General features: G+C 52.7%; 11 protein-coding genes. 7 read left to right on the forward strand and 4 right to left on the reverse strand.

Translation table 11 applies throughout. From position 1 onward, the window contains the following. Positions 1-433: 433 nt before the first annotated feature. Positions 434-2419, forward strand: coding sequence for a dihydroxyacetone kinase operon transcriptional regulator DhaR (gene dhaR, locus AC6I8X_RS11375; protein WP_313685600.1), 1986 nt, complete (start codon positions 434-436; stop codon positions 2417-2419). A gap of 97 nt (positions 2420-2516) precedes the next feature. Here the strand turns inward: dhaR and zwf are convergent, their stop codons facing one another. Further along, positions 2517-3992, reverse strand: a complete 1476-nt coding sequence (gene zwf, locus AC6I8X_RS11380) for a glucose-6-phosphate dehydrogenase (protein WP_313685602.1) — start codon at positions 3990-3992, stop codon at positions 2517-2519. 364 nt (positions 3993-4356) lie between these two features. Between zwf and AC6I8X_RS11385 the strand changes: the two genes are divergently transcribed. The 4 genes from AC6I8X_RS11385 (at position 4357) to AC6I8X_RS11400 (ending at position 9559) form a co-directional block, all read left to right on the forward strand. Then, complete coding sequence (locus AC6I8X_RS11385; protein WP_299451701.1) at positions 4357-5235, forward strand: MurR/RpiR family transcriptional regulator; 879 nt, start codon at positions 4357-4359, stop codon at positions 5233-5235. 108 nt (positions 5236-5343) lie between these two features. Beyond that, positions 5344-6786, forward strand: coding sequence for a pyruvate kinase (gene pyk / locus AC6I8X_RS11390; RefSeq protein ID WP_084875375.1), 1443 nt, complete (start codon positions 5344-5346; stop codon positions 6784-6786). Positions 6787-6872: 86 nt separating this feature from the next. Next, a complete protein-coding gene (locus AC6I8X_RS11395) occupies positions 6873-8105 on the forward strand; it encodes an MFS transporter (protein WP_497839810.1) in 1233 nt (410 codons plus the stop codon). Positions 8106-8620: 515 nt separating this feature from the next. Continuing rightward, positions 8621-9559 (forward strand): omptin family outer membrane protease, encoded by a 939-nt coding sequence (locus tag AC6I8X_RS11400; protein ID WP_497839811.1) that lies wholly within the window; start codon positions 8621-8623, stop codon positions 9557-9559. 40 nt (positions 9560-9599) lie between these two features. On the opposite strand, the gene lpxM is transcribed toward AC6I8X_RS11400, so the two are convergent. The 3 genes from lpxM to znuA all read right to left on the reverse strand — a co-directional run bounded on the left by lpxM (position 9600) and on the right by znuA (position 13021). Next, positions 9600-10574, reverse strand: coding sequence for a lauroyl-Kdo(2)-lipid IV(A) myristoyltransferase (gene lpxM, locus AC6I8X_RS11405; protein WP_497839812.1), 975 nt, complete (start codon positions 10572-10574; stop codon positions 9600-9602). 126 nt (positions 10575-10700) lie between these two features. Further along, entirely contained in the window at positions 10701-12035 is a 1335-nt protein-coding gene (gene mepM, locus AC6I8X_RS11410) for a murein DD-endopeptidase MepM (RefSeq protein WP_313688657.1), read from the reverse strand. A gap of 14 nt (positions 12036-12049) precedes the next feature. Then, positions 12050-13021: a zinc ABC transporter substrate-binding protein ZnuA gene (znuA, locus tag AC6I8X_RS11415; RefSeq protein ID WP_497839813.1), complete on the reverse strand. Its 972-nt coding sequence runs from the start codon at positions 13019-13021 to the stop codon at positions 12050-12052. A 77-nt stretch (positions 13022-13098) separates the two neighbouring features. On the opposite strand from znuA, the gene znuC reads away from it, so the two are divergent. Together znuC and znuB are read left to right on the forward strand one after the other, a co-directional pair. Continuing rightward, positions 13099-13854, forward strand: coding sequence for a zinc ABC transporter ATP-binding protein ZnuC (gene znuC / locus AC6I8X_RS11420; protein ID WP_313688653.1), 756 nt, complete (start codon positions 13099-13101; stop codon positions 13852-13854). After that, positions 13851-14636: a zinc ABC transporter permease subunit ZnuB gene (gene znuB, locus AC6I8X_RS11425; protein WP_299451586.1), complete on the forward strand. Its 786-nt coding sequence runs from the start codon at positions 13851-13853 to the stop codon at positions 14634-14636. Before znuC ends, znuB begins: the two co-directional genes overlap by 4 nt.

Genomic DNA, 14636 nt, shown 5'->3' on the forward strand with positions numbered 1-14636 from the left:
TTCTTTCCTTTAATTAACAGGTGATATAGCTGGTCGTCTTATGCAAGAACACGTTGAGAATAGGAAGGCGAAAAAAGGCTGTAAAAAAGTTTTTTTTGTTCAATCCGGAAACAGTCTTTTTCCGGAGAAGGTTGCAAAAAGAAACATCACGCTGGAGAAAAAACGGGTTATTTGACCGCCGTCATACTGTATTCAAAGATGTGAGATACTTCACAGCCCTCCACAGGAAAATTAAAAATCATCTGAAATACAATCAATTACAAATATATCTCTCCTGACTAAACTGAGAAAAAATATTTGCCGATCGATGTCACAAATTGCTACGTCCTTTTCCTGGAAAGAACCAAAATACTCTACATATAGCGCTACGTTCGCGTGACAGACGCGTACCTCAATATTAATCGCTGGATCTTTTTCAGCAGGAAGGCAACGCATGCGTCTCAATATGAAAGCGATATGGCGGGCGTTTGTCGCCAAAGATCCCGGCGAGTTTAACAACCTCACCAGTCTGGATCGTCTCGATATTAAACCCTGGCTGAAGGAGTCCTGGCTGCGTTGTCGGCGACAACAGCGGCATGATCACTGGCCACCACAACTTTATGCCAAAGGCATCACCTTCGACTCGCTGTGCCGCAACAAATCGGAGATGCTTAATATCTCCTCACCGATTATCGAGGATATTTTCGAATATCTTGATACGCCGGATTGCGCCATCTTCATTACTGATGAAACCGGTTGTACGCTGCGATTTTACGCCACCCCGGCAATGACCACCCGCCTGGCAGCACTGGGGATCCGTGCCAGTGTCTACTGGCGGGAAGGCATGATGGGCAATAATGCCGTTTCCAGCGCCCTGCTGCTGCACGAAACGGTCAGCGTCAGAGGCTATGAACATTTCAACCGGCATCTGCACGCCTTTACGGTGTGCGCCGCACCGGTTTTTGATAGCGACAGCACCGTGATGGGCGCGGTGGGTCTTGTCCTGCTAACCGGTAATGATACCCTGCCAACACTGGGACTGGCGCTGGTGCACTCCATCGAACAACAAATTACCGCCAGGCTAAATACCGACCTGGTTCTGGCCGAGTCCAATCAGCATCTCAGCGAAGTCCATGCGCTGCTGGACGGCGTGGAAGAAGGCGTGCTGGCCTGGGACAATAAAGGCACCATTCTGTATCTCAATATTCACGGCAGCGATTTATTTAATGTTAAAGGTGAAAAGATCCTCGGGAAAAATATCCACGAGATTATTAAATTACCGCAAAACATCATTAATGCGATTGAACACAACCGTGAAGTTGATTTGTTTGAAACCGCGATTGAATTTAATGGCAGTTTTATTTCACTGGCGATCTCCCTGAAGATCGTTAAAGGCCCCAATAATAGCTCGGATCGCTATATCGCCCTGTTGCACCCCATCGATCGCATCCGTGAACTGGTACATCGCCACAGTGGTGTCTGGGCGCGTCTGACCTTTGACGATCTCGACTATGTGGGCAGTTCCAATGCGATTCGGCGCGTGATGCGTCTGGCACAACAGGCAGCGAAAGGACGCGGTTCGGTACTGCTGCACGGAGAAGAAGGGTTGGGCAAGTCGCACCTGGCGCAGGCGATTCATAATGCCAGCGAGCGTCAGGATAAGCCTTTTATCACCATTAACTGCCAGGCAATCCTGCGTGAAGCAATGACCAGCGAGTTTCTCGGCGGCGTTATTAACGGTGACAAGCATGTGATTTCTAAATTCGAACTGGCTAAAGGTGGCACCTTGCTGCTGGAGAATGTCGAATATCTGACGGCAGAAGTACAGACCGCGCTGCTGCAATTGCTGAAAACCGGGCTACTTAGCAAAGCCAACCAGCTGCTGGTGCCTCTGGATGTCCGCCTCATCACCACCACCACGGTTGATATCAATCAATACGTCGATGAAAACCGCTTCCGCCGCCATTTACTGTATGAGTTACAGTCGTTTGATATCCATATCCCGCCGTTACGCGAGCGCAGCGAAGATATTCCGCCGCTGATCAAACGTTACCTGAAAATCATGAGTCATGAGGTGGGTAAAAACGTGTCACTGTCTGACGATGCATTGCAACTGTTAACGCGTTACAGCTGGCCGGGCAATAACCGGGAATTGCGTAATGTGCTTGAACGCGCTTTCAGTTACAGCGACGGCGCAATGATTCGGGCAAAAGATATTCCTTCCTCCCTGATTGAAAGGATTCGCGATATTGGTGTCGAGCCGCCAGCCCATGGTCTGCACAGCCTTAATGATATGGAGCGGGACGCCCTGATTCAGGCAGCCATCCAGTGTAAGGGGAGAGCCATGAAGATTACCGAGGCACTGAAGATCAGCCGTACCTCGCTGTGGAGAAAGCTAAAAGCCTTCAATATTCATCTGGAAGATTATAAGGCGCGCTGAAGCCAGTTATTGGCACATTCCGTAGCGGCACGATTTATCGTGCGGTTTATGCAGAGCGCGATAAATCGCGCCGCTACGAATAGCTCAGCTGTGACGACTACTCGAATTCGTTCCAGGAACGTCCGTCACGGGTGATCATCGCCACGGAGGCGACAGGTCCCCAGGTACCGGCCTGATACGGCTTCGGTGCATCCGCATCGGCGCTCCATGCATCAATGATGGAATCCACCCATGTCCATGCGGCTTCGACTTCATCGCGGCGCACGAACAGCGCCTGAATGCCACGCATGGTTTCCAGCAACAGACGCTCATAAGCATCCGCCAGATGCGACTGATTGAAGGTTTCTGAGTAACTGAGATCCAGCTTGGTGGTCTGCAGTTTGTGTTTGTGATCCAGACCCGGCACTTTGTTCAGAATCTCGATATCCACACCTTCATCCGGCTGCAGGCGAATCGTCAGCTTGTTCTGCGGCAGTTCAGCGTAGGAATCTTTGAACAGGTTCATTTCCGGGTTCTTGAAGTACACCACCACTTCAGAACACTTGGTTGGCAAACGCTTACCGGTACGCAGGTAGAACGGTACGCCCGCCCAGCGCCAGTTGTCGATATCGACACGAATAGCCACGAAGGTTTCTGTAGCGCTCTGCTTGTTGGCACCCTCTTCTTCCAGGTAGCCTGGTACTTTTTTACCCTGGACGAAACCGGCGGTGTATTGGCCACGCACGGTTTTTTCACGCACGTTAGTCTGATCGATGCGACGCAGCGAACGCAGCACCTTCACTTTTTCGTCACGAATCGCATCGGCACTCAGGTCTGATGGCGGCGACATGGCGATCATGGTGAGGATCTGCAACAGATGGTTTTGGATCATGTCACGCATCTGGCCCGCTTTATCAAAGTAGCCCCAGCGGCCCTCGATACCCACCTCTTCAGCCACCGTAATCTGCACGTGGTCGATGGTGCGGTTGTCCCAGTTGTTGACGAAGATCGAGTTAGCAAATCGCAGCGCCAGCAGGTTCAGTACCGTTTCTTTGCCCAGATAGTGGTCGATACGGAACACCTGGCTCTCTTCGAAGTATTTGCCCACGCTGTTGTTGATCTCCTGAGAGGTTTCCAGCGAGGTGCCAAGCGGCTTCTCCATCACCACACGCGCCGGTTTGGCGTTCAGTTTGGCTGAACCCAGACCATCGCAGATGGCACCAAAGGTGCTCGGCGGCATAGCGAAGTAGTTAATGGTGACGCGATTTTTCTGGTCGAGCATTTTGCCCAGACGAGAAAAGTGCGAAGTATCGTTTACGTCGAGGTTACAGAAGTCGAGACGGCTGCTGAGTTTGTCCCACAGCGCTTCATCGATCTTCTCTTTCATGAAGGTTTCCAGCGCTTCACGCACCACTTTGGTGTATGCGTCTTTGTCCCACTCCGCGCGGCCTACGCCGATAATGCGCGTGGTGTCGTGAATCTGACCGGCTTTCTCCAGCTGATACAGTGAAGGCAACAGTTTCCGGCGTGCAAGATCGCCTTTGGCACCGAAAATCACCAGATCGCATGCCTGGGCTGTTTGTGTTACCGCCATTTTCCTCTCCTCGTTGCAGGATATACCCGGTCGAGCGTCCTCATTTACCGGGTCCTTATTGTAATTTTCTTACAGCACAATGTACTTTTTTCCCTGTGCCGGAACAACCCGGACACAGGCTTACGTGTGATAACTCTGAACGCGATTGATGAATAACGTGTGTTGTCACGTGCGCTTTTGACGCTTTTTCTGTTTCTGCTTTTGTCGGGGCAAAACCCATCACGGGTCAAAGTATGACAAAAAAATCGCGTTTACATTTATCCGCAACTGCGTGCGACTGCAGTTTACACGGTATATTGTTGTTAACAGAGCGCCCTTTCATCCATAAATGAAATTGGCAAAAGTGATGAGTGGTCATCGGGTTATCAATATGCTGGAACAGATTCAGGCGCAATTGCAGGCGCTGAGCAAATCGGAACGTAAAGTCGCGGAGCAAATCCTTGCCGCCCCCCAGCAAGCCATGCATTCCAGCATCGCCACGCTGGCCGCAGCCGCCGGGGTAAGTGAGCCTACGGTGAATCGTTTTTGCCACCGCATGGGAACGCGAGGCTTCCCCGATTTTAAGCTGCAACTGGCGCAGAGTCTGGCGAAAGGCCCAAACTGGGTCAGCCGGGATGTGGAAGAAAATGACAGCGTTGAGAGCTACAGCCATAAAATCTTTGATTCGGCGCTGGCCGGTCTCAATCGCGTACGCCAGCAGCTGGATATGGCGGTGATTCAGCAGGCGGTTCGGGCGCTGACGCGTGCCAATAAAATTGCTTTTTTTGGTCTCGGTGCCTCCGCCGTGGTCGCCCATGACGCCACCAATAAATTCCTGCGTTTTAATCTGCCGGTCATCTGGTCGGAGGATATTGTGATCCAGCGCATGAGTTGCATAAATAGTGGACCAAATGACGTTTTTGTTCTCATATCACATACTGGTCGAACCAAAAATATGATAGAACTGGCTCGCCTGGCGCGTGTAAACGCTTCCACCGTTTTGGCTATCACGTCCCCCGGTTCACCGCTCGCGGCAGAAGCCACACTGGCACTGACACTCGATGTTCCGGAAGATACTGATATCTATTTGCCGATGGTTTCCCGCCTGGCGCAATTGACCATGGTCGATGTCCTGGCAACGGGTTTTACCCTTGAGCGCGGCACCTCTTTCCGCGAGAATCTAAAACGGGTTAAAGAGGCGCTGAGAGATTCGCGCCTGGAGAAGCAAGTGCAGACAGAAATCAATGCACGGCAAAATAATTAACATCACATTCACAATGTGAGTCGAATCACAGCCCATCGATCATATAGAATATGTGACCACAACGTGTCCAGATGACAGGGACACGATACTTAGTCAACGGAGTCCTTCATGTCCAGACGTCTCAGAAGAACCAAGATCGTTACAACCCTCGGCCCGGCAACCGATCGCGACAATAACCTCGAAAAAATCATTGCGGCGGGTGCGAACGTTGTACGACTCAACTTCTCCCATGGTTCCCCGGAAGATCATCAGCTACGCGCCAACAAAGTGCGTGAAATTGCGGCCAAGCTGGGTCGCCATGTCGCCATTCTCGGCGATCTGCAGGGTCCGAAAATTCGTGTATCGACCTTCAAAGAAGGCAAAGTATTCCTCAATGTTGGCGACCGCTTCCTGCTGGATGCCAGCCTGAGCAAAGGTGAAGGCGACAAAGAGAAAGTCGGTATCGACTACAAAGGTCTGCCTGCTGACGTGGTGCCAGGCGATATTCTGCTGCTGGATGATGGGCGCGTGCAGTTGAAGGTGCTGGAAGTTCAGGGCATGAAAGTCTTCACCGAAGTCACTGTGGGCGGCCCGCTTTCCAATAACAAAGGCATCAACAAACTGGGCGGTGGCCTGTCAGCCGAAGCGCTGACCGAGAAAGATAAAGCCGATATCCTCACTGCGGCGAAAATTGGCGTAGACTACCTGGCCGTTTCTTTCCCGCGCTGTGGTGAAGATATGAACTATGCGCGTCGTTTAGCGCGCGATGCCGGTTGCGAAGCCAAGCTGGTCGCGAAAGTGGAACGCGCAGAAGCGGTAGCGACCCAGGAAGCCATGGATGACATCATCCTCGCTTCTGACGTGGTGATGGTAGCGCGTGGTGACCTCGGCGTGGAAATTGGCGATCCGGAACTGGTCGGCATTCAGAAAGCGTTGATTCGTCGTGCACGTCAGCTGAACCGCACCATTATCACCGCAACGCAGATGATGGAATCGATGATCACCAACCCGATGCCGACCCGTGCTGAAGTGATGGACGTGGCGAACGCCGTGCTCGACGGCACCGATGCGGTGATGCTGTCAGCTGAAACCGCAGCGGGCCAGTACCCGGCAGAAACCGTTTCGGCAATGGCGAAAGTGTGTCTTGGCGCGGAAAAAATCCCGAGCGTTAACGTGTCCAAGCACCGCCTTGAAGTGCAGTTCGACAACATCGAAGAAGCGATTGCAATGTCCGCGATGTATGCAGCGAACCACCTGCAAGGGGTTACCGCCATTATCACCATGACCGAATCAGGCCGTACCGCGCTGATGACATCACGTATCACTTCGGGCCTGCCGATCTTCGCTATGTCACGTCACGAGCGTACGCTGAATCTGACCGCGTTATACCGTGGTGTGACGCCGGTATTTTTCGACAGCAACAACGACGGTGTTGCCGCCGCTCACGACGCCATCAATCTGCTGCGTGACAAAGGTTTCCTCGTCTCCGGCGACCTGGTGATTGTGACCCAGGGCGACGTGATGGCGACCACCGGCACCACCAATACCAGCCGGGTGCTGCGCGTAGACTAAATACGCCCACTGACAGCGGCTGTAACAACAAGGAAAACGCGACTGCCCCGGCAGTCGCGTTTTATTTTCTCTGACAAGGAGGCCAGATGGCCCGCTTTCAACCCATAACCCAACTCACCGGCCGCGTGCTGTTATTTCCGCTGGCGCTGGTGTTGTTTGAGTTTGCCACCTATATCGCCCACGACATGATTCAACCCGGGATGTTGCTGGTCACCAGTGAATTCAATGTCGGGCCGGAATGGGTTTCCACCTCGCTGACGGCCTATTTGATGGGTGGAGTGGTACTGCAATGGCTGCTCGGTCCACTCTCCGACAAATATGGCCGCCGTCCGGTGTTACTGTTCGGCATTTTGTTTTTTGCCGCTGCCTGCATGCTCACCACCCTGGTACAGAACATCGAGCAATTTGTCACTCTGCGCTTTATTCAGGGCATCAGTCTGTGCTTTATCGGCGCGGTCAGCTATGCCGCCGTACAGGAGGCTTTCGCCGAAGCCCTGGCCGTGCGCATGATGGCGTTAATGGCGAATGTGGCGCTGCTCGCCCCGCTGGCAGGCCCCCTGGCCGGGGCGGCCTGGCTTAGCGTCGGTGACTGGCGCAGCATGTTTTGGTTGTTTGCCGCCTGTAGCATGGTGGCCTTCGTGGTGCTGTGGCGCATCATGCCTGAAACCGCCGGTGACCGCAGTCACTCCATTGCCCTGCCAAACCTGGCGCGCGGCTATGGTCGTCTGGCACGCGATAAGCAGGTGATGTACGGCTCCTTCGCGATTGGTCTGGTGTTTATCCCGATTCTCACCTGGGTCGCCCTGTCGCCGGTGATTCTGATGCATGATGAAGGTCTGTCGCGTCTGCATTACGCCTTGCTGCAATTGCCGGTGTTTCTGGCAATGATCGCCGGGAACCTGACGCTGGGGAAACTGGCGGGACGGGTCCCGATTGAGCAACCGGTGAAGTTCGCCGCATGGCCGATTCTGCTTGGCCTGAGCATTGCGTTGCTGGCAAACCTGCTGAATAGTCACAGCTATCTGTTGCTGACGGCGGGGCTAAGTCTGTATGCCTTTGGTGCCGGGATGGTCAACGCCGGTTTGTACCGTCTCACCCTCTACGCCAGCAATGAAGGTAAAGGCAGTATTGCCGCGATGCTGGGCATGATCAGCATCCTGACGCTGGCTATCGGTATCGAACTGGCGAAAAGCGCTTATTTCAGCGGCGGCACACCGTGGTTTAGCGCGATTAACTTCGCCAGCGGTGTGATGTGGTTCGGCCTGGTGACGTTGTTTCTGCGGGAACGCAAGCGCCGCAGCCAGGTTACTGAAGTCTGATTAATTAACAGGCGTTGTATTGGATGATGGGATCGAATAATTCAACGCCTGATATTGGGTGATATTTTCAGCAAAAAATTTACCTTAAAAAAAATGATGAAAAGATTTCATGGACATCTTTTGAACTTTATTTTTGGCTAATTTATCACCCATTTTTCTCATAACCCAAATAGCCCATTAATTCGTCTCGCAAATTAAATCTCGTTCTGAATGATGAAGAGAAATTAATTCGCGATAAAAATTAATTCTCTCATCCCAACCGGCATAGCCTTCCTGAACATTAGCTTACCTGTTCAACTAACTTGTTGCTTAAGCAGACAATTATCCGGCCCCGCCCCTCTGATTCTGCAGAGCGATCGATTATTATCGTCAGAATCTAAAATTTTATTAGTTAATTTTTCTGAACTCTGATCGCACGCTTTCTTAGCGAAAAACTTACACTTGCCTGACATTTTCCTGCACATTAGTCTGTGCGCGCAGTTTAAGGATTAGTTTAATTAAACACGGGATATAACATGAACAAGAATGCTGTTGCGGTAATGATGATGGCCGCGCTTTCAGGGACCGCTTATGCGGAGTCTGCACAATTCACACCAAACTTTTCACCGGAAAGTCTGAGTGTCGCCACTTCGGTGGGTATGCTGGGCGGTAAATCCAAAGAGCTGGTTTATGATGCCAGCAACGCACGTAAAGTCAGCCAGCTGGACTGGAAAATTAAAAATGTCGCCATCCTGAAAGGCGATATCTCCTGGGATGCATGGTCCTTCCTGACCTTGAATGCGCGTGGCTGGACTTCTCTGGCTTCCGGTTCCGGTCATATGGATGATTACGACTGGCAGAATGCTAACCAGTCAGGCTGGACCGATCACTCATCACATCCGAGCACCGATGTGAATTATGCTAATGAATACGACCTGAATGTGAAAGGCTGGTTCCTGCAGGGCGACGATTATAAAGTCGGTGCAGTGGCGGGTTATCAGGAGACGCGTTTCAGCTGGACGGCAACCGGCGGCTCTTACAATTACGACAATGGCGAACTGGTAGGTGACTTCCCGAATGGCCAGGCAGGAATTGGTTACAGCCAGCGTTTCTCCATGCCGTATATTGGTCTGGTCGGTCATTACCGTATCAATGATTTTGAATTTAACGCCCAGTTTAAATTCAGCGATTGGGTGCGTGCACATGACAACGACGAACACTATTTGCGCGAACTGACCTTCCGCGAGAAAACCTCAAATTCCCGTTACTACGGCGCGTCTGTGGATGCGGGTTACTATGTCACCGAAAATGCCAAAGTATTTGCTGAATTTACTTACAGCAAATACGAAGAAGGGAAAGGCGGCACTCAGGTTATCGACACGCCAACCGGTGAGTCAGCGTCTTTCGGTGGTGATGCAGCGGGTATTTCCAACAAAAACTACACCGTGACGGTAGGTCTGCAATATCGCTTCTAATCACTAAACCTGTCGGGTTCATCCCGACAGGTTTTTTCGCTTATTTGCGGGGATAAAGATCTTTACGCACATAGGGTTCAATATCCCCCTCTTTACGCGTCTTCAGTAGCTTGAGAATCCAGGTATATTGCTCCGGGTGTGGAAGCACAAAGATTTCCACTTCTTCATTCATACGACGCGCCAGCGTTTTATCATCCGCTTCCAGCAAATCATCCATTGGCGGCCGCACATAGACTTCAAGACGATGTGTCGTGCTGTTATACACCGGGAACAACGGCACCACGCGCGCCCGACACACCTTCATCAGGCGGCCAACTGCCGGTAATGTCGCTTTGTAAGTGGCAAAAAAATCAACAAACTCGCTGTGCTCCGCCCCGTGATCCTGATCTGGCAGATAATAACCCCAGTAGCCCTGACGCACGGAACTGATAAAGGGTTTGATACCGTCGTTACGCGCATGCATACGCCCACCAAAACGACGACGCACCGTATTCCAGACATAATCCATCAGCGGGTCGCTCTGGTTATGGAACATCGCTGCCATCATCTGCCCTTCAGATGCCAGCAGCATTGCCGGAATATCGACACCCCAGCCATGCGGAACGAGGAAAATAACGTTTTCATTATTGGCCTGTAGCTGGTCGATGATGTCGCGACCAAACCAGTCAACACGCTGACGCACCCGCTCCGGGTTGCGTATGCCGAGTTCCGCCATCATCACCATCGCCTGCGGGGCGGTAGCAAACATTTCATCGACGATGGTTTCGCGCTCGGCTTCGCTCAGTTCCGGCAGGCAGTAATACAGATTGATCAACGCACGGCGACGCGCGCTTTTTGCCAGCTTACCTGCCAGCTTACCCAGGCCACCCAACAGGGGATCTCGCACTTTTGCGGGTAACATAGCCATACCGGCCAGCGCACCAATCGCCAGCCAGTTGCCCCAGTATTTCGGCTTCAAAAAAGAACGTTGAAAAACGGGAATAAACTCAATGTTATTTTTTTTACGGGTTTCCATGCACTCGCCTCTGACAATGACCGGTCAATAATAGTGACGATGACTAATTTTGCAATCTTCGTGCGTCAGATAGCAAAAAACCGACGAATAATCCGTCGGTTTTGCGTTTTTGCCCGTGATAATGCGTTACTGCTGCAGTACCAGTTGCGGCAGATAAGTCTTCACATCCGCCAGATAGCTGCTGCGATCTTTACCGGTCAGCCCTTCCATACGCGGCAGTTTCGCCGTGAGTGGGTTAACGGCCTGATTGTTAATCCAGATTTCAAAGTGCAGATGCGGCCCGGTGGAGCGTCCGGTATTGCCGGAAAGCGCGATACGATCGCCACGCTTCACCTTCTGCCCTGGCTTCACCAGCACTTTGCTCAGGTGCATGTAGCGCGTCATGTATTGGCGGCCATGACGGATCGCCACGTAATTACCCGCCGCACCGCCGTTCTTCGCCATCACTACTTCGCCATCACCCACCGCTAATACCGGCGTACCAATTGGCAGCGCAAAATCGACACCGCGATGCGGCGCGATGCGACCGGTGACCGGGTTCAGACGACGTGGGTTAAAGTTGGACGATACACGGTATTGCTTCACCGTCGGGAAACGCATAAAGCCACGCGCCAGGCCGGAACCGTTACGATCGTAGAATTTGCCGTCTTCGGCACGGAAGGCATAGTAATCTTTGCCGCCGGTATGCAGGCGTACCCCCACCAGCTGGCTCTGGGCACTCTTGCCGTCGAGCATTTCGCGCGACATCAGCACGCTAAACTGATCGCCAGCACGCAGCTTGCGGAAATCCATCTGCCACTGCATCGCCTTGATCACGTTACTGATTTCCGTGCTGGTCAATCCGGCGCTGCGGGCGCTGGCAGCAAAACTACCGTGCACTTCGCCTTTCATCACGCTGTTTTGCCATTCGCCTTTTTGCAGCTCCTGCTGCATTTTAAAGCTGCCGTCATTCTGGCGCTGATAAGTGCGGGTTTCACGGCGATCAAGCTCCCAGCTGAAGCTCTGCAACTGTCCGTCGGCGTTCAGGGTCCAGCTCAGCTGCTGACCGACGCGCAGACCTCGCAGATCTTTATCGCTGCTGACCAGTGCATTGATGTCACCGAGGTCGATACCATACTGGTTGAGGGCGCTACTCAGTGTATCGCCTGCAGAGACCGTATAATCGTGCACGTTCGGATTGTCCGGCACGTCTTTATCGATATCGTCTGCCGGGATGTCTTCTTCCGGTTCTGGCGTCGATTGATCGACCGGCTCACTGTCTTCCGGCAGCAGATTCTGCAATTCGAATTTGTCCAGTGGGACATTTTTGACGATCGGCGTAGAATCATCGGTGGGATGGTAAACGTAAGGCCGCCAGACAGCGACGGCCAACGTAATAACAGTTAATGACCCCAGCATAACGCGGTGGGGGCGCGGCAAATTATTAAATGCGAGGGCGACAGAGCGGGCTATCTGCTGCACTTTTACCTATTCCTCTATGCTCCATTCAGGCAGCTTGCATACTGGCTCGACAGCTGTGAGAGGAATTTCACGTAGCTGTCTTTGGTTAAGCTGATTCCCATGCCCAATGGATCCAACGTACCTTTACGCACATTCGTCCCTCGTGACACGGCATCGATGACCGCCGGCCTGAATTGTGGTTCAGCAAAAACGCATGTGGCTTTCTGCTCAACCAACTGTGTTCGTATTTGATTTAAACGCTGTGCGCCCGGTTGGATCTCAGGATTAACGGTAAAATGCCCTAATGGTGATAAACCGTAATGTTTCTCAAAGTAGCTATAAGCATCGTGAAAAACGAAGTAACCCTTATTCCGCACCGGAGCAAGCTGCGCGCCAATGTGTTTGTCCGTATCCGCTAATTCTGCTTCGAAATGCTGCAGGTTGGCGTCTAGTTTGGCCTTGCTTTGCGGCATAAGTTCCAATAATTTTCCGTGGATTGCAACCGCAGATTGCCTTGCGATCTCTGGGGACATCCACAGATGCATATTAAACTGACCATGGTGATGGTGTTCATCAGCGGCATCATGGTCAGCGGAATCTGCTGCTCCATGTCCCTGATCATGCGCATGATCATGCTCATCATCGTCATCAGCACCGGTAATCAGCAGTGGCTTAACCCCGGCAATATCGGCAATTTCCAGATTTTTATTCGCCGGAAGTTCCGCCGCTGACTTCGTCAGAAAGGCTTCCATTTCCGGGCCGACCCAAACCACTAAGTCTGCGTTTTTTATACGTTTTACATCTGAAGGACGTAGTGCATAATCATGCTCAGACGCGCCATCCGGCAGCAGCACTTCCACCGGCGTAACGCCATCGGCAATCGCAGCGGCGATAAATCCAATCGGTTTAATTGAGGCAACGACCGCAGCGGATGCTGGCAGAGCAAATGAGGCCGCTAATGCGACCGCAGGAAGGGTAAAAGCAAGGCGCTTTTTATTGTGTAACATAATGCGTCATTCCATCGTGACCAGGTGATGGAATGTGATATTATAACATTCGAAATTCTGTGCAACCTGTAAATATCATGCCTTCACTTGTTACGCTCGAAAATATCTCCGTGAAATTCTCCCAACGTCCAGTCCTGGCGGGTGTCAGCCTGTCACTGGAGCCGGGAAGAATTTTGACATTGCTTGGCCCGAATGGTGCCGGGAAATCGACCCTTGTGCGTGTCGTGCTGGGCTTGCTGACGCCTGACACCGGCAGCGTAATACGAAGCGCCAGTTTACGTATCGGCTATGTGCCGCAGAAACTGCATATTGACCCAACCCTGCCGATCACTGTCGAACGCTTTATGCGTCTGTCGCGTGGCAGCCGCGTGGACGCCATCTTACCGGCGTTAAAACGCGTGCAGGCCGGGCATCTGCTGCATGCACCTTTACAGAAATTATCCGGCGGTGAAACGCAACGCGTGTTGCTGGCCCGGGCGCTACTCAGCGACCCGCAACTGCTGGTGCTGGATGAACCCACTCAGGGGGTCGATGTGAATGGACAGGTCGCGTTGTATGACCTGATTGATCAGCTCCGACGCGAGCTGAACTGCGGTGTGCTGATGGTTTCACATGACCTGCATCTGGTGATGGCAAAAACTGACGAAGTACTGTGCCTCAATCACCATATCTGCTGTTCCGGCACGCCGGAGGCGGTCTCGCAGCATCCGGAATTTATCGCCATGTTCGGTCCTCGCGGTGCTCAGCAGCTGGCTATTTATCGCCACCATCATAATCATCGTCACGATTTACAGGGACGAATTGTTCTGCGCAAAGGAAATGGCCCGTCATGATTGAACTGTTGTTACCCGGCTGGCTGGGTGGTGTGTTTCTGGCACTGGCAGCCGGTCCGCTGGGCGCGTTTGTCGTCTGGCGTCGTATGTCCTATTTTGGTGATACCCTCGCCCACGCCTCACTGCTCGGTGTGGCCTTCGGCCTGCTGTTTAACGTCAATCCCTATTATGCCGTGATTCTGGTGACGGTTTGCCTGGCGCTGGGGCTGGTGTGGCTGGAGCGTCGTCCGCATCTGGCGATCGATACCCTGCTCGGTATTATGGCGCACAGTGCGTTATCGCTGGGTCTGGTGGTAGTCAGCCTGATGTCCGGCGTGCGCGTCGATTTAATGGCTTATCTGTTCGGTGATTTGCTGGCGGTTACGCCACAGGACTTGTGGATGATGGGCGCTGGCGTGGTGATTGTGCTGGCGGTGATGGCGTGGCAATGGCGCTCGCTGCTGTCTATGACCATCAGCCCGGAACTGGCGCAGGTGGATGGCGTCAACATTCAGCGCACGCGCCTGATGCTGATGCTGGTGACGGCGCTGACGATTGGTGTGGCGATGAAATTTGTCGGGGCGTTGATTATCACTTCGCTGCTGATCATCCCGGCCGCTACCGCACGCCGCTTCTCACGTTCGCCGGAGCAAATGGCAGGCTTTGCGGTGATTATCGGCATTCTGGCCGTCACTGGCGGTTTGTGCTTTTCCGCGCTTTACGATACCCCGGCAGGCCCGTCAGTGGTGCTATGCGCCGCCATCCTGTTTATCATCAGCATGGCGAAGAAACCGGCGGCCTGA

It is taken from the genome of Pantoea sp. X-Soil-TKNS-1280 (assembly GCF_059730475.1).